The organism is Arthrobacter sp. MYb214 (assembly GCF_002979865.1).
GTDB lineage: Bacteria > Actinomycetota > Actinomycetes > Actinomycetales > Micrococcaceae > Glutamicibacter.
The window spans coordinates 1,190,151-1,210,932 of the sequence record NZ_PCPZ01000001.1; the positions used below are offsets into that span (position 1 = coordinate 1,190,151).

Consider the following 20,782-nt stretch of genomic DNA (forward strand, 5'->3'; position numbering starts at 1 on the left):
CACCTTCTAGATATATTCACTAGCTGGGGCTCGTATTTAACGAAAAAATCCCCCAGCACAAAAGTGCTGGGGGATTCTTTTCAGTTCACTAGGGAACTACCTCATCAAGTAGAGACTACTTGGTGATGGTGGTTACCTTGCCCGAACCAACGGTGCGGCCGCCTTCGCGAATTGCGAAGCCGAGGCCCTCTTCCATGGCGATTGGCTGGATCAGCTCAACCGACATTTCGGTGTTGTCGCCAGGCATAACCATTTCGGTGCCCTCTGGGAGGGTGATAACGCCGGTTACGTCGGTGGTGCGGAAGTAGAACTGCGGACGGTAGTTCGAGTAGAACGGGTTGTGACGTCCGCCTTCGTCCTTCGACAGGATGTAGACGTTAGCTTCGAAGTTGGTGTGTGGGGTGATCGAGCCTGGGGCTACGATAACCTGGCCACGCTCAACATCGTCGCGCTTCAGACCGCGAAGCAGCAGACCACAGTTCTCGCCAGCCCATGCTTCGTCGAGCTGCTTGTGGAACATCTCGATACCGGTAACGGTAGTCTTCTGGATTGGGCGGATGCCAACAATCTCAACTTCCGAGTTGATAGCCAGGGTGCCACGCTCGGCGCGACCGGTAACAACGGTACCGCGGCCGGTGATGGTGAAGACGTCTTCAATTGGCATCAGGAATGGCTTGTCGCGGTCGCGAACTGGGTCTGGAATGAAGCTGTCAGCTGCATCCATCAGTTCCTCGATAGCTGCAACCCACTTTGCGTCGCCTTCCAGAGCCTTCAGGCCCGAAACGCGGATCACTGGAGCGTCATCGCCATCGAAGCCCTGCGAGGACAGAAGTTCGCGAACTTCCATCTCCACGAGCTCGAGCAGCTCTTCGTCATCAACCATGTCCGACTTGTTCAGTGCAACCATCAGGGTTGGAACACCAACCTGGCGGGCCAGCAGAACGTGCTCGCGGGTCTGAGCCATCGGGCCATCGGTAGCGGCAACAACGAGGATTGCGCCGTCCATCTGAGCAGCACCGGTGATCATGTTCTTGACATAGTCAGCGTGACCTGGAGCGTCTACGTGTGCGTAGTGGCGCTTCTCGGTCTGGTACTCGATGTGCGAGATGTTGATGGTAATACCGCGCTGGCGCTCTTCCGGTGCCGAGTCGATGTTAGCGAAGTCGCGCTGTTCGTTCAGGTCTGGGTACTTGTCAGCCAGAACCTTGGAGATTGCCGCGGTCAGAGTGGTCTTACCGTGGTCAACGTGACCGATGGTACCAATGTTGACGTGCGGCTTGTTGCGCTCGAACTTTGCCTTTGCCACAAGTTCCTCCTAGAAACATTTACAGAAGACATTCTTCGTCTGCGCGGTTCGCAAACGAACTAGAAATAGTCTACTGGGGGCTTGGATAATTTAGGAAATTCCGGTCCTCTGCGGGGCCTGCATTGTGATGCAAATCCCTCGTTGGCCGTTTGCGGTGCCGGCTCCGTTTTTCAACGGAACCGGCCCGCGATCGGCCACTTCCCCGCTAAGGGGGTCACGGCCAGGTTTTTATACCGAGACGATTACTCGCCGCGGGACTTCTGGATGATCTCGTCGGCAACTGCCTTCGGGACCTCAGAGTAGCTGTCGAAGGTCATCGAGTAAACTGCGCGACCCTGGGTCTTCGAACGCAGGTCACCAATGTAACCGAACATTTCCGACAGTGGCACACCAGCGCGGATGACCTTGACGCCAGCAGCGTCGGACATCTCGCTGATCGAACCACGACGGGAGTTCAGGTCGCCGATAACGTCGCCCATGTACTCTTCCGGGGTACGGACTTCAACAGCCATCAGCGGTTCAAGCAAAACAGGGTTAGCGCGGCGTGCGCCTTCCTTGAATACCTGCGAACCAGCGATCTTGAAGGCCATTTCCGAGGAGTCGACATCGTGGTAAGCACCATCGATGAGGGTAGCCTTGACACCGACCAGTGGGTAGCCTGCGAGGATACCGTACTGCATTGCGTCCTGGATACCAGCGTCAACGGATGGGATGTACTCACGAGGAACACGACCACCGGTCACGGCGTTCTTGAACTCGTAGGTGACGCCGTCAACAACTTCCAGAGGCTCGAACGAGACCTGGACCTTTGCGAACTGACCCGAACCACCGGTCTGCTTCTTGTGGGTGAAGTCAACCTTCTCCACAGCCTTCTTGATGGTTTCGCGGTATGCAACCTGTGGCTTGCCAACGTTTGCTTCCACACGGAATTCGCGCTTCATGCGGTCAACCAGAATGTCCAGGTGAAGCTCACCCATACCGCCAATGACGGTCTGGCCGGTGTCTTCGTTCAGGGACACGGTGAAGGTTGGATCTTCCGCCGACAGCTTCTGGATAGCAGTCGACAGCTTTTCCTGGTCACCCTTGGTCTTTGGTTCGATGGCCACAGAGATCACTGGATCCGGGAAGCTCATCGATTCGAGAACGATTGGGTGGGCTGGATCACATAGGGTGTCACCGGTGGTGGTGGCCTTCAGGCCGATCACAGCGTAGATGTGACCTGCGTGGATCTCGTCTACCGGATTCTCCTTGTTGGAGTGCATCTGGAAGAGCTTGCCTACGCGTTCCTTCTTGCCCTTGGTGGAGTTCAGCAGCTGTGCGCCGGACTCTGCCTTGCCGGAGTAAACGCGGATGAAGTTCAACTGGCCGAAGAACGGGTGAGCGGCGATCTTGAACGCAAGTGCCGAGAACGGTGCGTCCTCCGAAGGCTCGCGGGTCAGCTCAACTTCTTCGTCCTTCGGATCGTGACCGATGGTGGCGCCAACGTCCAGTGGGTTCGGCAGGAAGTCGATGACTGCATCCAGCATTGGCTGAACGCCGCGGTTCTTGAAGGCCGAACCACAGAATACTGGGTAAGCTTCCGAGTTCACGGTCAGCTTGCGGATGCCAGCCTTGAGTTCCTCAACGGAGATTTCTTCACCTTCGAGGTACTTCTCCATGAGCTCTTCGGATGCCTCAGCGACATCTTCAACCAGCTTGGCGCGGTACTCTTCAGCACGCTCAACCAAGTCGGCAGGGATTTCGCGGGTTTCGTAAGCAGCGCCCATGGTGACGTCACCCTTGGAGTCGCCTTCCCAAACGAATGCCTTCATGGACAGCAGGTCAACGACACCGGTGAACTCGGACTCGGAGCCGATTGGCAGCTGCATAACCAGCGGCTTGGCACCAAGGCGCTGGATGATGGTATCTACGGTGAAGTAGAAGTCAGCGCCCAGCTTGTCCATCTTGTTGACGAAGCAGATACGTGGAACGTCGTACTTGTCAGCCTGGCGCCAAACGGTCTCGGACTGAGGCTCAACGCCTTCCTTGCCATCGAAGACGGCAACGGCGCCATCGAGCACGCGCAGCGAGCGCTCCACCTCAACGGTGAAGTCAACGTGGCCCGGGGTGTCGATGATGTTGATCTGGTTCTTGTTCCAGAAGCAGGTAACAGCAGCGGAGGTAATGGTGATACCGCGCTCTTTTTCCTGTTCCATCCAGTCGGTGGTCGAAGCACCGTCGTGGGTTTCACCGAGCTTGTGGTTCACACCCGTGTAGAAAAGGATGCGCTCAGTAGTAGTGGTCTTACCGGCATCGATGTGAGCCATGATGCCGATATTGCGGACCTTGTTAAGGTCAGTAAGCACGTCCTGTGCCACGTTGTCTCCCTATAAGGTGAGGCCGGAATTGCTGGGCATCGGTTGATGCCCAGCTTTTCCGAGCGGTTCTTACCAGCGGTAGTGTGCGAAGGCCTTGTTGGACTCGGCCATCTTGTGAGTGTCTTCGCGACGCTTCACAGCGGCACCCAGACCGTTCGATGCGTCCAGGATCTCGTTCATCAAACGCTCGATCATGGTCTTCTCGCGGCGAGCCTTCGAGTAGCCAACCAGCCAGCGCAGAGCCAGTGCGGTTGCACGGCCTGGCTTGACCTCAACAGGAACCTGGTAGGTAGCGCCACCGACGCGGCGGGAACGAACCTCGAGGGCTGGACGGATGTTGTCCATAGCCTTCTTGAGGGTCGAAACAGCGTCGGCGCCGGACTTTGCTGCGGCACCTTCGAGTGCACCGTAAACAATGCGCTCTGCAGTGGACTTCTTGCCGTCTACGAGAACCTTGTTGATCAGCTGGGTGACCAATGGGGATTCGAAGACTGGATCAGAAACTAGTGGGCGCTTTGGCGCCGGACCCTTACGAGGCATTACTTACCATCCTTCTTTGCACCGTAGCGGGAACGAGCCTGCTTACGATCCTTCACACCCTGGGTATCCAGAGCACCACGAACAATCTTGTAGCGAACACCTGGAAGGTCCTTTACACGACCACCGCGAACGAGCACGATGGAGTGTTCCTGCAGATTGTGTCCGACACCTGGAATGTAAGCGGTCACTTCGACGCCACCGGCAAGGCGCACACGTGCGACCTTACGCAGAGCCGAGTTTGGCTTCTTCGGGGTGGTGGTGTACACACGGGTGCACACGCCACGGCGCATTGGGTTGCCCTTAAGGGCAGGGGCCTTGGTCTTGACGACCTTAGGCGAGCGGCCCTTGCGGACCAGCTGCTGAATAGTAGGCACTTTCGTGTCCTTCCATTGTCTAAGTTCTTCGGCAACACGACGAAAACGCCTAAGCCTAGAAAAGTTTTAGCGCTTCGCAATGTAGCTAGCTGCTTGCTTTACCGCGCACTCAGAATCAAAAGTCCCTAGGCGTGCGAAAGTGTGGCATTCGTTGCGCAACCTACCCGCAACCCGGACGGAGTCCATTTTGCCACACATAAAACAATTGATCTCAGTCTAGCATTAATCCACCGAGCCACCATGTACAGTAAGCTATCTCACCGACCAGGCCACTCTTGGCCCCCGCCGCCATCGAGACGGTTTGGGTAGTGACTACGCTATCGACCCCAGCTGAACGCCACGGGACCGCCAGATGAAAACCACCTGAATCCGCGGATGTCCGCTGCCGGCTTGCCAGCGGATCCGCATCAAGGCGAATACTAGTTCCTAAATCTCCCAGTGGATTCATCGACTACTATTTTCACCCCGTGTTGCGCGCAGGCCCCGGAACGCAGACCACTGGGAACTGTGGCGGTTAAACGCCCAATGCCTGCCCGCACAGTGTGCGGGCAGGCATTGGGTCAAACTACCTTACGGTGACAGTGCTTCCGGTTTAGCGGAAGTCCGAGCCGTGGTCGTAGTCGTCCATCGAGATGGCACGGAATTCAGGCGACAGCCCGCCTTCCAGCGCATCGTCGTACAGGCCCGAAGAGAAGGCCGAGGTGCCGGTGAACAAAGTTGCCTTTGCTTCATCGGTTGGCTCGACGTTGACCTGGGTGTAGCGATCCAGACCGGTACCGGCCGGGATCAGCTTACCGATGATCACGTTTTCCTTCAGACCGCGCAGTGGATCTTCCTTGCCTTCCATCGCAGCCTGGGTCAGGACGCGAGTGGTTTCCTGGAAGGAAGCAGCCGACAGCCACGAATCGGTGGCCAGCGATGCCTTGGTGATGCCCATCAGCTCGTCACGGCCGGCAGCTGGACGCTGGCCTTCCGAAACGGCCTTGCGGTTCGCAGCGGTGAAGCGCGAACGATCGGCCAACTCGCCTGGCAGCAAGTCGGTCTCGCCGGACTCGATGACGGTGACGCGGCGCAGCATCTGGCGGACGATGACTTCCACGTGCTTATCGTGGATGCCTACACCCTGGGACTGGTACACATCCTGGACCTCGCGGACCAGGAACTTCTGTGCCTCACGTGGGCCGAGGACTCGAAGAACCTGCTTCGGATCCAAGGTACCGCTGGTGAGCTGGGTACCGGCAACGATGCTTTCGCCCTCTTCAACCAACAGGCGAGCACGGCGCAGAACCGGGTAGGCCTGCTTCTCGTCGCCGTTGTCTGGAGTAACTACAACACGCAGCTGCTTCTCGTCGTCTTCGATCGACACGCGACCGGCAACCTCGGACATCGGAGCCACACCCTTAGGGGTACGGGCTTCGAACAGTTCCTGGATACGAGGCAGACCCTGGGTGATATCGTCAGCCGACGCTACACCACCGGTGTGGAAGGTACGCATGGTCAGCTGGGTACCAGGCTCGCCGATGGACTGCGCGGCGATAATGCCAACAGCCTCGCCGATGTCCACGGTCTTGCCGCTGGCCAGCGAACGGCCGTAGCACAGAGCACAGGTTCCAACAGCCGAGTCGCAGGTCAGCACGGAGCGAACGCGGATTTCATCCACGCCTGCAGCGTACAGCTCGTCGATCAGCACGTCGCCGACATCCGAACCGGCGGTAGCCAGCACGGTGCCTTCAGCGTTCTTGACGTCGGTAGCCAGCGTACGGGTGTACGCCGAGTTCTCCACGGTCTCGTGCTTGACGCGGATGCCGGCAGAGTTATCTGCAATGGCAACGGTCAAGCCGCGCTTGGTGCCGCAGTCCTCTTCGCGAACGATAACATCCTGCGAAACGTCCACCAGACGACGGGTCAGGTAACCCGAGTTAGCGGTCTTCAGCGCGGTATCCGCCAGGCCCTTACGGGCACCGTGGGTCGCGATGAAGTACTCCAGAACCGACAGGCCTTCACGGTAGGAAGACTTGATCGGGCGAGGAATAATTTCACCCTTAGGGTTGGACACCAGACCACGGATACCCGCGATCTGACGCAATTGCAGGTAGTTACCACGAGCCTTGGAAGTCACCATTCGGTTAATGGTGTTCAGCTCTTCCATGCCGTTCTTCATTGCCTCGGCTACCTCGTCGGTAGCCTTGGTCCAGATGTCGATCAGGTCCTGGCGGCGCTCGGTATCTGCAATCAGGCCCTTGTCGTAGGAAGCCTGGACCTTGGCGGCCTTTACCTCGTAAGGAGCCAAGATGGCTGCCTTATCCATGTTCGAGGTAATGTCCGAGATCGCCACGGTGACACCCGAGCGGGTCGACCAGTAGAAACCGGCGTCCTTCAGGTTATCCAGGGTAGCTGCGGCAATGATCTTCGGGTAGCGCTCTGCCAGATCGTTGACGATCTCCGAGAGCGCATCCTTGCCCGCTACGGTGGCTACCCATGGGTAGTCCGCAGGCAGGGTGTCGTTGAACAGCACCTGGCCAAGCGAGGTATCCAGCAATGCCGGGGTACCTGGCTCCCAGCCCTCAGGGGCTGGCTGGTCTGCGGAAGGAACGAAGTTCTCCACGCGGACCTTGATCGGTGCGTTCAGGTGCAGTTCGCCCAGATCCTTGGCCATGATGGCCTCGGATACGGTAGCGAACACGCGGCCGGCGCCCTTTTCGGTTGCACGCTTGGTGGTCAAGTGGTGCAATCCGATGATCATATCCTGCGAAGGCTGTGCCACTGGGCGGCCATCGGAAGGCTTCAAGATGTTGTGCGAGGACAGCATCAAGATACGGGCTTCAGCCTGTGCTTCTGGGCTCAGCGGCAGGTGAACTGCCATCTGGTCACCGTCGAAGTCAGCGTTGAACGCGCCGCAAACCAATGGGTGCAGCTGCAGGGCCTTGCCTTCGATCAGCTGTGGTTCGAAGGCCTGGATACCCAAGCGGTGCAGGGTAGGTGCACGGTTGAGCAGTACCGGGTGCTCGGTGATGATCTCTTCGAGAACATCCCAAACCTGCGGGCGGTAACGCTCGACCATGCGCTTAGCCGACTTGATGTTCTGTGCGTGGTTGAGGTCAACCAGGCGCTTCATCACGAAAGGCTTGAACAGCTCCAGGGCCATCTGCTTTGGCAGACCGCACTGGTGCAGCTTCAGCTGCGGGCCGACAACGATGACCGAACGGCCCGAGTAGTCAACGCGCTTGCCCAGCAGGTTCTGGCGGAAACGACCCTGCTTGCCCTTGAGCATGTCGCTCAGGGACTTCAGCGGGCGGTTGCCTGGCCCGGTCACCGGACGGCCACGACGGCCGTTATCGAACAGCGAGTCAACAGCTTCCTGCATCATGCGCTTTTCGTTGTTCACGATGATCTCTGGCGCACCGAGATCAAGCAGGCGCTTGAGGCGGTTGTTGCGGTTGATCACGCGGCGGTACAGGTCGTTCAGATCCGAGGTAGCGAAACGGCCACCGTCGAGCTGGACCATCGGGCGCAGTTCTGGCGGGATCACCGGAACGGCGTCAAGGACCATGCCCTTAGGCGAGTTGCCGTTGACAAGGAACGCGTTGACGACCTTCAGGCGCTTGAGCGCACGAGCCTTCTTCTGGCCCTTGCCGTTTTCGATGATGGTCTTCAGCTCTTCAGCTTCAGCCGCCAGATCGAAGTTCTCAAGGCGCTTCTGGATAGCTTCTGCACCCATGGAGCCTTCGAAGAACAGTCCGTACTTCTCACGCATGGTGCGGTACAGGCCTTCGTCGCCTTCGAGGTCGGCGACCTTCAGGTTCTTGAAGCGCTCCCAGACCGCACGCAGGCGCTCGGCTTCGGCCTTGGCGCGCTTGTCGATCTGCAGAACAGTCTTCTCGGCCAAGGTGCGGGCCTTGTTCAGCTCGGCATTCTTGGCGCCGTCAGCTTCCATGCGCTCCAGCTCGGCTTCCAGGTCGGCTGCAACAGCCTTCTTGTCAGCTTCCGAGTTGTTCGCAAGGTTGCGCAGTTCCAGGTCGTGCTGGGCCTGCAGGTTAGGCATTTCGGCGTGGCGGCGTGCTTCGTCGACACCGGTGATCATGTAGGCAGCGAAGTAGATGACCTTTTCGAGGTCCTTCGGAGCCAGATCGAGCAGGTAGCCCAAGCGCGATGGAACGCCCTTGAAGTACCAGATGTGGGTCACAGGAGCTGCCAGCTCGATGTGGCCCATGCGCTCACGGCGTACGTTCGCGCGGGTCACCTCGACGCCGCAACGCTCGCAGATGATGCCCTTGAAGCGCACGCGCTTGTACTTGCCGCAGTAGCATTCCCAGTCGCGGGAAGGGCCGAAGATCTTTTCGCAGAAAAGACCGTCCTTCTCCGGCTTCAGGGTGCGGTAGTTAATGGTTTCCGGCTTCTTGACCTCGCCGTAGCTCCATCCACGGATTTCATCCGCGGTGGCAAGGTTGATTCGCATGAGGCCGAATGAGGAATCGCTGGACATATGGTCCTTTTCTCTCTTCTGTGGTGTCTGAAGTCGATACGAATGAGGGTGGGAATTTGCCGCCGCTGCCTGCAGGTCCTGCAGGCAGGGCGCCAGATTACACTTCCTCTACGGAGTTCGGCTCCGACCGTGAAAGGTCGATGCCCAGCTCTTCAGCGGCGCGGAACGATTCCTCGTCCGACTCACGCATTTCGATAGTGTTGCCGTCGGTACCGAGTACCTCGACGTTCAAGCACAGCGACTGCATTTCCTTGATGAGCACCTTGAACGATTCTGGAACACCAGGCTCTGGAACGTTCTCGCCCTTGACGATAGCTTCGTAGACCTTCACGCGGCCGTGGATATCATCCGACTTGATGGTCAGGATTTCCTGCAGTGTGTAAGCGGCACCGTATGCTTCCAGTGCCCAAACTTCCATCTCGCCGAAGCGCTGGCCACCGAACTGGGCCTTACCGCCCAGTGGCTGCTGGGTGATCATGGAGTATGGACCGGTGGAACGGGCGTGGATCTTGTCGTCCACCAGGTGGTGGAGCTTCAAGATGTACATGTAGCCCACGGAAACCGGATCCGGCAGCGGGTCGCCGGAGCGGCCGTCGAACAGCTTCGCCTTGCCGGAGTTGCCAATCAGGCGCACACCGTCACGGGTCTTGCTGGTCGAATCCAGGATGCCGCGGATTTCCTCTTCGGAAGCGCCATCGAAGACCGGGGTTGCCACGGTGGTGGAACCGGACTCGCGTGGCAGGTTCGGCAGATCGCGGACCCATTCAGGCTCGCCTTCGATCTTCCAGCCCTGCTTGGCAGCCCAACCCAGGTGGATTTCCATAACCTGGCCGACGTTCATACGACCTGGCACACCTAGCGGGTTCAGGATGACATCCAGCGGGGTGCCGTCTTCCAGGAATGGCATGTCTTCCAGCGGCATGATGCGCGAGATGACACCCTTGTTACCGTGGCGACCTGCGAGCTTGTCGCCGATCGAGATCTTGCGCTTCTGGGCAACGTAGACGCGGACCAGCTGGTTGACACCAGGGGAAAGGTCATCGTCGTTGTCGCGGTCGAAGATGCGAACACCAATGACGGTGCCGGACTCGCCGTGCGGAACCTTCAGCGAGGTGTCGCGCACTTCGCGCGACTTCTCACCGAAGATGGCACGCAGCAGGCGCTCTTCCGGGGTCAGTTCGGTCTCGCCCTTAGGGGTGACACGGCCTACCAGCACGTCGCCGGCCTCGACCTCGGCACCGATGTAGACGATGCCGCGGTCATCGAGCTGGGAGAGGATGTCTTCCGAGACATTCGGGATGTCGCGGGTGATTTCCTCGGCACCGAGCTTGGTGTCGCGGGCATCGACTTCGTGCTCTTCGATGTGAATCGAGGTGAGTACGTCGTCGAAGATCATGCGCTGGGAGAGGATGATCGCATCCTCGTAGTTGTAGCCTTCCCAGGACATGAATGCCACGAGCAGGTTCTTGCCCAGCGACAGCTCGCCGGAGTCGGTCGAAGGACCGTCAGCGATGATCGACTGGTATTCCAGGCGGTCGCCTTCGGACACGCGAACGCGCTGGTTGTAGGCGTTGCCCTGGTTCGAGCGGGCGAACTTCATGATCGGGTACATCGACTCGGTGCCGTCATCGTTCATGACGACAACCAGGTCAGCAGATACCTCGGTGACCACGCCTGGCTTGGCGGCGACAACGGAGTCGCCGGCGTCAACCGCGGCGAACTTCTCCATGCCGGTACCCACCAGCGGACGCTCGGACTTCAGCAGCGGCACAGCCTGGCGCTGCATGTTGGCGCCCATCAGTGCGCGGTTGGCATCGTCGTGCTCGAGGAATGGAATCAGCGCGGTTGCCACCGAAACCATCTGGCGCGGCGAAACGTCCATGAAGGTCACTTCAGCGGAATCGACGATGACAGGCTCGCCGCCACCGCCCTTTTCGCGAACCAGAACGGTCTCTTCAACGAAGCGGCCGTTCTCATCCAGAGGCGCGTTGGCCTGTGCGATGTAGTGCTGCAGCTCGTCATCGGCGGTCAGGTAGTCGACCTCGTTGGACACGACGCCATTGGCGACGCGGCGGTACGGGGTTTCGATGAAGCCGAAGGAGTTGATGCGTCCGTAGGTAGCCAACGAACCGATCAGGCCGATGTTCGGGCCTTCCGGGGTTTCAATTGGGCACATGCGTCCGTAGTGGGACGGGTGGACGTCTCGTACTTCCATGCCTGCGCGGTCACGGGACAGGCCGCCCGGGCCCAGAGCCGACAAGCGGCGCTTGTGGGTCAGGCCGGCCAGCGGGTTGTTCTGGTCCATGAACTGCGAAAGCTGCGAGGTTCCGAAGAACTCCTTGATGGCAGCCACAACAGGGCGGATGTTGATCAGGGTCTGCGGGGTGATCGCCTCGACGTCCTGGGTGGTCATGCGCTCGCGCACAACACGCTCCATGCGGGACAGGCCGGTGCGGACCTGGTTCTCGATCAGTTCGCCCACGGCGCGGATGCGGCGGTTGCCGAAGTGGTCGATGTCGTCGACGTTGACAGGAACGTCAACGATCTCGCCCTTGCGGGTGCCCTGAACAGTCTTCTCGCCTGCGTGCAGCGCAACGAGGTAGCGGATCATCGCTACCAGGTCGTCCAGCGAGAGCACCGAAGCGTTCTCGGCGTTGACCGGAGTCTCCACGCCCAGCTTGCGGTTGATCTTGTAGCGGCCAACCTTTGCCAGGTCGTAGCGCTTAGGCTCGAAGTACATGTTCTTCAGCAGTGCCTGGGCGGCCTCAACCGTAGGAGGCTCGCCTGGACGCAGCTTGCGGTAGATGTCCAGCAAGGCTTCGTTCTGATCCTTGATGCTGTCCTTTTCCAAGGTTGCGCGCATCGAATCGTACTGGCCGAACTCGGACAGGATCTGCTCTTCGCTCCAGCCAAGGGCCTTGAGCAAGACGGTGACCGACTGCTTGCGCTTGCGATCAAGGCGTACGCCGATCTGGTCGCGCTTGTCGATTTCCAGCTCGAACCATGCACCACGCGATGGGATGATACGTGCCGAGAAGATCGTCTTGTCACTGGTCTTGTCCGGCGTGGACTCGAAGTACGCACCTGGGGAGCGAACCAGCTGGGACACAACGACACGCTCGGTGCCGTTGATGATGAAGGTGCCCTTTTCGCTCATCAGCGGGAAATCGCCCATGAACACGGTCTGCTGCTTGATTTCGCCGGTTTCATTATTCATGAATTCGGCCTTGACATACAGCGGTGCCGCGTAGGTGGCGTCGCGGTCCTTGCACTCTGCGATCGAGTACTTAGGATCAGCGAACTCCGGATCCGAGAAGCTCAAGGACATGGTGTCCTGGAAGTCCTCGATTGGGGAGATTTCCTCGAAGATTTCTGCCAGGCCCGAGGTGTTGGGCACGCTGAAGTCACCAGCGGCTTCTGCCTTGGCCAGGCGCTCTACCCAGTTCTGGTTGCCGACGAGGCGGTCAAAGCTCTCGGTCTGCAATGCCAGCAGGTTAGGCACTTCAAGGGGTTCGTGAATCTTTGCAAAAGAAAGTCGGCCAGCGTATGCAGCATCGCGAGCCGAACTAGCGGTTTGGTTGTTAGGGTTGCTCGAGGCGACCAAGATGGATCCTTCCAAAGACCGTCAGGTTTCCGAACGCTTACCGTGCTAAGGTTCCTGCCATAGGACAGTTCCTCTTTTTTCGTCCGCACGAACCCACCGCTATATGAAGGCCGCGCGCGCAAACAGCAAGGCGCAAATTTCTACTCTACCGGAGGAAAATCCGGTTGTCGATACTCGGTGCAGAAATTCGTGCTATAGTTTTCGCCCCCACTTTCGCGCGGGCTGCCACTCAGGTTTCCAAGCACCGCGCCAGCGCGCAACCCGGTCGTACCGCGCACCGAAAAGTGCATGCATTTTCCCAACTGATACCCTTGTTTTCGCGGATTCTTGCGAATTGCCAAAGGTCTTGGCCCGCTGAACGCAGTCTCCGGATTCCGGGCATCAGGCAACGTTATGCTTTCTGTCACATTCTCCTCAGCAGGCATCAGAAACCCCAATTTTTCTCCGCTTCAGCCGCATGGCGAACGTTCTTGGAGATTTTTTTCCGGGTATCGGGGAGGCTTGAAGCTACACGCTCCCCCAGCAGATATAAGCCTTTGCGACCTCGTGTGTCCGGTGGCTTCTTCTTTCGCCACTAGCTATGATCGAGCAAACATCCACGGTTAGGAGACGAAGTGAATAAGCTGCAGTCAGATGAAGCACTGACCCGAGTTACCCTGGACGCCTCGCGCCGGAACATCCCAATCGAGATTGTGCCGCGCGACAAGGTCCGCTCGCTGGAAGAGGCTGCGGACGCCTTGGGAATCTCGGCCTCGGCCTTGCTCAAGACGCTGGTTATCAAACGCACAGACGGCACCTTTGTCTTCGCGCTGATCCCCGGCGGGCGGAAACTGGACTGGGCGAAGCTGCGCGGAGTCATGGGCGTCAATAAGCTCTCCCTGCCATCTTCAGATATCGCTTGGGATGTCACGCACTACGAGAGCGGAACCATTACGCCTTTTGGCTCGCACACGGTACTGCCTGTCTACATCGATGCCAGCGTCTTCGAAGAGCCCGTATCGGAACAGATAGGACTGGGCAGCGGGGACCGAGCCCATGGACTGCTGGTTCGCGCCAAGGATTTGGTTAGCGGATTTGATGCCACGATTGCTGATATTTCGACTCCGGAATAACCAGCCCTGGCTTAGCCAATGCCTTCTTGGCCCAGGCCTGCGACTCGGTCAATCCCTTGATCGTCGCGTTGCGCAGCGGCAGACCAAGCGGCTGCTCGACGAAGCGTGCCACCAGGTAGGCAATTCCTAGCATCAGCACCAGCAAACCGGCCAGCAGCACGTACTTGTTCACGAAACCGTGCAGCTGGTTGATTAGCCACCAACCCCACAACTGGTGCACGAGGTACAGCGGGTAAGTCAATGAACCGGCCACAGCCAGCCATTTGCCCTGGACGTTCTTGAGCGGAGTCAGGGTGCACACCGCCAGCAGAGCTACGCACAGGACGGTCAGCAGCTGGAAATGCCAGGCCGGGATATCCATCCCGGAGAGCAAGTCCGCGTCACTGCGCCCCTTGATGCCGGTGAAAAATGCGGCGATGGCAGTATTGCCTGCGACCATGGACCACCGCAGAATGCTGTGGCCGCTTTGATAGATCAAGAAGAGCACCATGCCGGCTGCGAACAGGGCCGCATACTGCCCGGCAATCCATTCCTGCAGCTTGTCCAAGCTTGTGAAATGCAGATACAGGCCCAGAGCGGGCCAAATGGCAGAGAGCAAGAGGATGTGCTTGTTCTTCACGAAGCCCATGGACAAGAGCGCTGCGAGCAACACGTAGAAACGCAACTCGACCCAAAGTGTCCAATAGACACCGTCCATATCGGTGACGCCGAATCCAGCCTGCATCATGCTCAGGTTGGGCAGAATATCACTGGCCGAGCGTCCCTCGTTGCCGGAAGGCCAGATCCCAAGCGAGAGTACTGTTGCTGCGAGTACCGCGAGCCAGTAGGCCGGGTAGAGGCGGCCCACACGCGAGCCGATGAAACCAATGACGTTCTTTCCCTGGAGGGACATCAGGATAACGAAGCCCGAGATGAGGAAGAATAGCTGTACACCCAGCTGTCCGTAACGGGTGAATTCGGAGAGTACTGGCCAGAACTCTGCGGCCTGCCTCCCCCAGTGATCATGTCCCCATGCGGTGTAGTGGTACAGGACGACAATTAGCGCAGCTGTAATCCTCAATGCGTCTAGGAGCCCTAGCCGCGGTGCTGGTTTCTGGTTCTGGGTAGCTACGGTTTTTGACACATTTTCACTGTAAACAATGAACTTGAATAAACGCTGTTAATAGAAACGTTATAAAACAATTGCTATGGACTTCCCAGCTTAACGACCAAAGGCCCACAGACTTTCGTCTGTGGACCTTTGGCAATAAGTTGCGAGTGACCGCTGTACTTACTTAACGGTGACGGTAGCGCCGGCAGCTTCCAGAGCTTCCTTAGCCTTCTCGGCAGCGTCCTTTGCAACACCCTCAAGCAGAGCCTTTGGAGCAGCGTCAACGAGCTCCTTAGCTTCCTTCAGGCCCAGGGAAGTCAGTGCGCGAACTTCCTTGATAACTGCGATCTTCTTGTCGCCGGCCGACTCGAGGACTACGTCGAATTCGGTCTGCTCTTCAGCAGCAGCTTCGCCGCCTGCAGCTGGACCAGCAACTGCAACAGCAGCAGCGGTTACGTCGAAGGTCTCTTCGAATTCCTTAACGAACTCGGACAGTTCGATGATGGTCATTTCCTTGAATGCGGAAAGCAGCTCTTCGTTGCTGAGCTTCGCCATGGTGGGCGTCCTTTCGGTTTTTGGCCTTGAGGGCCGATGAATTTGGGTTTACGTTGCGAGAGAACTCGAAAGCTTAGGCTTCTGCCGGAGCTTCCTCGGCAGCTTCGCCACCGTTCTCGTCGAGCTTTGCACGCAGAGCTTCGACAGCGCGGGCAGCAGCGGAAGCTGGAGCCAGCAGCACTGCCGCAACGCGGGCGAGCTGAGTTTCGCGGGATTCCAGCGCAGCCAAAGCAGCGATGCCGCTCTGGTCCAGTGCCTTACCTTCGAACCAACCGGTCTTGATGACCAGCTTTTCGTTAGTCTTGGCGAATTCCGTGAGGCTCTTAGCGGCAGCAACTGCATCGCCCTTAATGAAGGCGATTGCGGTTGGACCAGAAAGCTGTTCATCGAAAGCATCGATGCCAGCGTTCTTCGCTGCGATTGCGGTCAAGGTGTTCTTTACGACTGCGTACTTGGTCTCCTGACCAAGCGAGCGGCGCAGATCCTTGAGCTGTGCAACGGTAAGCCCACGGTATTCGGTCAAGACAGCCGCCGACGAATCATTGAATTCCGCGGTGATTTCTTCAATCGCTGCAGTCTTGCTTGGGGTTGCCATAACACTCCTTCCGGGGATTTGTTCGGTACCGTTTCAAAACCGGCGAGGCCATAAAAATAGCCCCGCGCAGGAGCACAGGGCGTTTCAACTTATTCAAAGTCAAAAAATCTATGTAACCTGCGTTGGTCATCCTTGCGGATCTTTAGGAGCAGTTGGAAACCAAATGCTCGACCGACGGTCTTCGGTATTTCTAGTTTATAGGAGCACTCCAGCCCACAGCAAATCGAAGCCGGAGCCAATCTCATGATCCTGGTCACTAGGGGAATTAAATTAGAATGGCGGGACTCATTTACCAACGCTTGGGGAACGCTAGTAGTAAGTCCCGCCGATACAAAAGTTTTGGGGAAACTTTCGTATCTCATCCGCGTAGGGCCTTGGGGGATCCATACGCGGATGACCGAGATACTCGGTAGTCAAAGCTTATCATCGGCTACAGGCTGGTACGAAACATGAATACGCTTTCCAGCAGCCGTGGCCATCGCGCAGATTCCTCGCTTAAAAAGGAAGGGAGCATGCCGATTATCGGCATGCTCCCTCAAGCTAGTTAGCTACTAGACTTAGGCCTCAACGCGGGTTACGTTCGCGTCAACAGGAATACCTGGACCGAAGGTGGTAGCGATGGTTGCCTTCGAGATGTAGCGACCCTTCGAAGCCGAAGGCTTCAGGCGCATAACCTCTTCCAGAGCTGCTGCGTAGTTCTCGGTCAGCTGCTTTGCGTCGAACGAAACCTTGCCAATGATGAAGTGCAGGTTCGAGTGCTTGTCGACGCGGAAGTCGATCTTGCCGCCCTTGATGTCGGTTACAGCCTTGGCCACATCCATGGTCACGGTGCCGGTCTTAGGGTTTGGCATCAGGTTACGAGGACCCAGTACCTTACCCAAGCGGCCAACCTTGCCCATCAGGTCAGGGGTTGCAACTGCTGCGTCGAAGTCGGTCCAGCCGCCCTGGATCTTTTCGATCAGGTCGTCCGAGCCAACGAAGTCGGCGCCAGCTTCGCGAGCTGCTTCTGCCTTGTCACCGTTAGCGAAAACAACCACGCGGGCGGTCTTGCCGGTGCCGTGTGGAAGGTTTACGGTACCGCGAACCATCTGGTCAGCCTTACGTGGGTCAACACCCAGGCGGAAAGCAACCTCAACGGTCGAGTTGGTCTTATCGCCTGCGGTCTCCTTAGCCAGGGCAATTGCCTCGGCTGGAGCGTAGACGTTGTTGTCGGCATCGATCTTAGCCGCGGCGGCTACGTATGCTTTGCTGCGCTTTGCCATCTGCGTTTTCTCCTTATGCAGTCGTGGTCATATGGACCGCGCGGGGTCCTGCCACGGGCGAATCGATCGGATGACCGTTTCGCCTTAGATTGAATTCTTGAGTGCTATCCAGCGTGTGAACAGCGGAAGGCGGGATTAGCCTTCTACGGTCACGCCCATGGAGCGGGCGGTGCCGGCGATGATCTTGGCTGCAGCAGCCAGGTCATTTGCGTTCAGGTCAGCCATCTTGGTGGTGGCGATTTCCTCAACCTGAGCCTGGGTCAGGTTAGCAACCTTGTCGGTGTGCGGAACACCCGAACCCTTTGCAATGCCAGCTGCCTTCTTGATCAGCTCAGCTGCAGGAGGAGTCTTGGTGATGAAAGTGAACGAACGGTCTTCGTATACGGTGATCTCAACTGGAACAACGTTACCGCGCTGCGACTCGGTCGCTGCGTTGTAAGCCTTGCAGAATTCCATGATGTTGACGCCGTGCTGACCAAGGGCTGGACCGATTGGAGGAGCTGGGTTAGCAGCACCTGCCTGGATCTGCAGCTTGATGAGTCCGGTGACCTTTTTCTTTGGGGCCATGTCGGGTCCTTCTTACTCTTGCGTTTCCCGTGGCACAGGAGCGTGGCACGGGGATCTGGCTATCGTGGCGCGACAGCCAAGCGTACCCTCGCATCGATAAGCGACCGATGCGAGGGCACGAAGACTTAATACTACTGGATCTTGGTGACCTGGTTGAAGTTCAGGGTCACTGGGGTTTCACGTTCGAAGATCGAAACCAGTACGACCAGCTGTGCGGCATCCAGCTTGATCTCCGAGATGGTTGCGGGCATCGTTTCGAACGGTCCGTCATTGACGATAACCGATTCGCCGACTTCGAAGTCCACGGTGACCTCAGTAATTGGAGCACGGCCTGGCTTGGACGCCGATGGCTGCTCTACTGGATCAACGATGGTGTGCTCAAGCATGGAGAACACTTCGTCAAGGCTCAGTGGGTTTGGATCGTGGGCGTTGCCAACGAATCCAGTGACACCTGGAGTGTGTCGAACAACACCCCACGACGCGTCAGTCAGCTCCATGCGGACCAGGACATAGCCCGGGATGCGCACGCGGCGAACGATCTTGCGCTGAGTGTTCTTGACCTCGACGACCTCTTCCATTGGAACCTGGATATCGAAGATGAACTCATCCATGTCCTGGGTCTGGATACGGGTCTCAAGATTGACCTTCACGCGGTTTTCGTAACCAGCGTAGGTGTGAATGACAAACCAGTCACCTGGAAGACGACGGAGCTTAGCGCGGAATTCTTCCTTGAGCTTGGCTACGTTGTCTTCGCCCTCGGCTTCTTCAGCTTCGTTGTCTTCGCCTTCAGCTTCTTCAGCTGCGCCTTCGATTACCTGAGCGTCTTCAGCGTCCTGTGCTGGTGCTTCGGTTGGGTCGACGTCAGCTTCTACAGCTGGCTCAACCTGATCGCCGGCGGCTTCAACGAACTCGTTTTCGACCTCGTCATTAATCTGCGGTTCGAGTTCCTTGTCGGACACTGCAGCTCCTGCTTTCTTTGACTGAATGACACTAAATTGCCTCGGGGTAATCATACCTCCGAGGCAACAAAATTACTGTTCGACCTTGTTGGTGAACAGGAGGATCGAACCCTGCCCAAAGACGAAGTCCAGGGCCGTCACGATCAGCATCACCACGACCACGAAACCGACAACAACCAGGAAATAATTCACTAGTTCACTGCGGGTCGGGGTGACTACCTTCTTAAGTTCTGCGATTACCTGGCGGAAAAACAAGAAGATCCGGGCAAAGAAACCCAACTTCTGTCCACCCTTACCGGAGCTGAGAGCAGATTCGGTCATGTTCTTCCTCGTTTCAAAAATTTGGCCAGTTGAAACAATCACGGTGTGCCATAGTCTATTCGACTGCAACACACCGTGATGAGATAATTCGCTAAGCGATAAATCGCTATTGCGCAGGGCAGACAGGACTCGAACCTGCAACCTGCGGTTTTGGAGACCGCTGCGCTACCAATTGCGCCACTACCCTTCGGAGCTTTTTACCGCTCCCACCTAGAACATCTTAGCGGATAAAACATTCAGCTTCGTCCGTTGCGATGTCTCGGCAACGAGAAATAACTTTACGCAACGAAATCGGAAATGTCGAACTGACAACCTCCGGTGTGGCGCAGAACGCATTCCCGCGCCCCGTTGCGCACCTTATTGTGTCATTTTCAAAATTGTGATGCTGAAGTGCAAGGTTGCGAACTAAACTGAGGTGTAACAGCTGTCCCCATAGACTTCAGGACGAATCCCCAATGTCTCGCATTTCTCGCCGCATCGGCGCAATTTCCGAATCCGCGACTCTCGCAGTAGATGCCAAGGCGAAGGCTCTTAAAGCAGCAGGTCGACCAGTAATCGGTTTCGGTGCCGGTGAACCCGACTTCCCAACCCCTGGCTACATTGTCGAAGCAGCAGTCAAGGCGGCCCAGGATCCAAAGAACCACCGCTACTCCCCTGCAGCCGGCCTTCCCGAGCTGCGCGAAGCAATCGCCGCCAAAACCATGCGCGATTCGGGCTACGAGCTCAAGGCCAACCAGGTTCTGGTCACCAATGGCGGCAAGCAGGCGGTGTACAACACCTTCGCAACCCTGCTTGATCCAGGTGACGAGGTCATCGTTCCGGCTCCGTACTGGACCACCTATCCCGAAGCCATCCAGCTCGCCGGAGGCAAGGCCGTATCGGTCTTTGCCGGCCCGGAGCAGGGCTACAAGGTTACCGTCGAACAGCTCGAATCCGTACTGACCGAACGCACCAAGGTGCTGCTGTTCGTTTCTCCTTCGAACCCCACCGGTGCCGTATACACCCCGGAGCAGGTCCGCGAGATCGGCCAGTGGGCTGCTTCCAAGGGGCTGTGGGTTGTTACCGATGAGATCTACGAGCACTTGACCTACGGCGATGCAACTTTCAGCTCCATCGCGACCTTGGTCCCAGAGCTCGAAGACCGAGTTGTCATCCTCAACGGCGTGGCAAAGACCTACGCAATGACCGGCTGGCGCGTGGGTTGGATGGCAGGTCCGCTGGATGTCATCAAGGCCGCCACCAACCTGCAGTCCCACGCCACCTCGAACGTTTCCAACGTATCGCAGCGAGCCGCCCTGGCTGCTGTTGCCGGACCGCTGGATGCCGTGAACGACATGAAGGTTGCCTTCAACCGTCGCCGCTTGGCCATCGTCGAATCACTGAACGCGATTGACGGCCTGCACTGCCCTACTCCGGAAGGCGCGTTCTACGCGTATTCGGATGTTCGAGGCCTGCTGGGTCGCGAAATCCGCGGCGTAGTGAACAACACCAGTGCAGAACTTGCTGCTTTCATCCTGGAACAGGCAGAAGTTGCCGTCGTTCCAGGTGAAGCATTCGGCCCTTCCGGCTATATCCGCATGTCATATGCACTGGGTGATGCTGACCTCGAAGAAGGCGTCGCACGGATGGCCAAGCTGCTGGGCGAAGCCAAGTAGAA

General features: G+C 57.8%; 15 protein-coding genes and 1 tRNA gene. 2 read left to right on the forward strand and 14 right to left on the reverse strand.

Features of this window, described 5'->3' with window-relative positions; translation table 11 throughout:
* Positions 1–115 precede the first annotated feature (115 nt).
* From tuf to rpoB, 6 genes are all read right to left on the reverse strand, one after another.
* Positions 116–1,306 carry an elongation factor Tu gene (gene tuf / locus CQ012_RS05590; protein ID WP_105657666.1) on the reverse strand — a complete coding sequence of 397 codons (1,191 nt, stop codon included), beginning with the start codon at positions 1,304–1,306 and terminating at the stop codon, positions 116–118.
* Positions 1,307–1,548: 242 nt separating this feature from the next.
* The gene (fusA, locus tag CQ012_RS05595) at positions 1,549–3,663 is read right to left on the reverse strand and encodes an elongation factor G (protein ID WP_105657667.1); all 2,115 of its coding nucleotides are present in this window, start codon (positions 3,661–3,663) and stop codon (positions 1,549–1,551) included.
* Positions 3,664–3,732: 69 nt separating this feature from the next.
* Positions 3,733–4,203, reverse strand: coding sequence for a 30S ribosomal protein S7 (gene rpsG, locus CQ012_RS05600; protein WP_096256908.1), 471 nt, complete (start codon positions 4,201–4,203; stop codon positions 3,733–3,735).
* Positions 4,203–4,577 carry a 30S ribosomal protein S12 gene (gene rpsL / locus CQ012_RS05605; protein WP_013349694.1) on the reverse strand — a complete coding sequence of 125 codons (375 nt, stop codon included), beginning with the start codon at positions 4,575–4,577 and terminating at the stop codon, positions 4,203–4,205. The genes rpsG and rpsL overlap by 1 nt, the downstream gene beginning before the upstream one ends.
* Positions 4,578–5,169: 592 nt before the next feature.
* Positions 5,170–9,060, reverse strand: coding sequence for a DNA-directed RNA polymerase subunit beta' (locus CQ012_RS05610; RefSeq protein ID WP_105657668.1), 3,891 nt, complete (start codon positions 9,058–9,060; stop codon positions 5,170–5,172).
* A 97-nt stretch (positions 9,061–9,157) separates the two neighbouring features.
* On the reverse strand, positions 9,158–12,664 hold the full coding sequence (gene rpoB / locus CQ012_RS05615; protein WP_105657689.1) for a DNA-directed RNA polymerase subunit beta: 3,507 nt from the start codon (positions 12,662–12,664) through the stop codon (positions 9,158–9,160).
* 614 nt (positions 12,665–13,278) lie between these two features.
* Between rpoB and CQ012_RS05620 the strand changes: the two genes are divergently transcribed.
* Positions 13,279–13,776 (forward strand): aminoacyl-tRNA deacylase, encoded by a 498-nt coding sequence (locus CQ012_RS05620; RefSeq protein ID WP_105657669.1) that lies wholly within the window; start codon positions 13,279–13,281, stop codon positions 13,774–13,776.
* On the opposite strand, the gene CQ012_RS05625 is transcribed toward CQ012_RS05620, so the two are convergent.
* The 8 genes from CQ012_RS05625 to CQ012_RS05660 form a co-directional block, all read right to left on the reverse strand.
* Positions 13,730–14,899, reverse strand: a complete 1,170-nt coding sequence (locus tag CQ012_RS05625) for an acyltransferase family protein (RefSeq protein WP_105657670.1) — start codon at positions 14,897–14,899, stop codon at positions 13,730–13,732. The genes CQ012_RS05620 and CQ012_RS05625 overlap by 47 nt on opposite strands.
* 147 nt (positions 14,900–15,046) lie before the next feature.
* Positions 15,047–15,421, reverse strand: coding sequence for a 50S ribosomal protein L7/L12 (rplL, locus tag CQ012_RS05630; protein ID WP_105657671.1), 375 nt, complete (start codon positions 15,419–15,421; stop codon positions 15,047–15,049).
* 73 nt (positions 15,422–15,494) lie between these two features.
* Positions 15,495–16,016 (reverse strand): 50S ribosomal protein L10, encoded by a 522-nt coding sequence (gene rplJ / locus CQ012_RS05635; protein WP_105657672.1) that lies wholly within the window; start codon positions 16,014–16,016, stop codon positions 15,495–15,497.
* Positions 16,017–16,573: 557 nt separating this feature from the next.
* Positions 16,574–17,278, reverse strand: a complete 705-nt coding sequence (gene rplA / locus CQ012_RS05640; RefSeq protein ID WP_105661540.1) for a 50S ribosomal protein L1 — start codon at positions 17,276–17,278, stop codon at positions 16,574–16,576.
* A gap of 135 nt (positions 17,279–17,413) precedes the next feature.
* A complete protein-coding gene (gene rplK, locus CQ012_RS05645; RefSeq protein ID WP_105657674.1) occupies positions 17,414–17,845 on the reverse strand; it encodes a 50S ribosomal protein L11 in 432 nt (143 codons plus the stop codon).
* 131 nt (positions 17,846–17,976) lie between these two features.
* On the reverse strand, positions 17,977–18,804 hold the full coding sequence (gene nusG / locus CQ012_RS05650) for a transcription termination/antitermination protein NusG (RefSeq protein ID WP_181148851.1): 828 nt from the start codon (positions 18,802–18,804) through the stop codon (positions 17,977–17,979).
* Positions 18,805–18,876: 72 nt separating this feature from the next.
* A complete protein-coding gene (secE, locus tag CQ012_RS05655) occupies positions 18,877–19,125 on the reverse strand; it encodes a preprotein translocase subunit SecE (RefSeq protein WP_038992215.1) in 249 nt (82 codons plus the stop codon).
* A gap of 114 nt (positions 19,126–19,239) precedes the next feature.
* A tRNA-Trp gene (locus tag CQ012_RS05660) sits at positions 19,240–19,312 on the reverse strand.
* A gap of 268 nt (positions 19,313–19,580) precedes the next feature.
* Here CQ012_RS05660 and CQ012_RS05665 point away from each other — a divergent pair.
* The gene (locus CQ012_RS05665; RefSeq protein WP_105661541.1) at positions 19,581–20,780 is read left to right on the forward strand and encodes a pyridoxal phosphate-dependent aminotransferase; all 1,200 of its coding nucleotides are present in this window, start codon (positions 19,581–19,583) and stop codon (positions 20,778–20,780) included.
* Positions 20,781–20,782 lie beyond the last annotated feature (2 nt).

Excerpts from the sequence above, each read along its gene's own strand:
- rplK (WP_105657674.1), bottom strand. The coding sequence starts at position 17,845 with ATGGCCCCAAAGAAAAAGGTCACCGGACTCATCAAGCTGCAGATCCAG.
- rplA (WP_105661540.1), bottom strand. The coding sequence starts at position 17,278 with ATGGCAAAGCGCAGCAAAGCATACGTAGCCGCCGCGGCTAAGATCGAT.
- rpsG (WP_096256908.1), bottom strand. The coding sequence starts at position 4,203 with ATGCCTCGTAAGGGTCCGGCGCCAAAGCGCCCACTAGTTTCTGATCCA.
- CQ012_RS05665 (WP_105661541.1), top strand. The coding sequence starts at position 19,581 with ATGTCTCGCATTTCTCGCCGCATCGGCGCAATTTCCGAATCCGCGACT.
- CQ012_RS05610 (WP_105657668.1), bottom strand. The coding sequence starts at position 9,060 with ATGTCCAGCGATTCCTCATTCGGCCTCATGCGAATCAACCTTGCCACC.
- rplJ (WP_105657672.1), bottom strand. The coding sequence starts at position 16,016 with ATGGCAACCCCAAGCAAGACTGCAGCGATTGAAGAAATCACCGCGGAA.
- secE (WP_038992215.1), bottom strand. The coding sequence starts at position 19,125 with ATGACCGAATCTGCTCTCAGCTCCGGTAAGGGTGGACAGAAGTTGGGT.
- rplL (WP_105657671.1), bottom strand. The coding sequence starts at position 15,421 with ATGGCGAAGCTCAGCAACGAAGAGCTGCTTTCCGCATTCAAGGAAATG.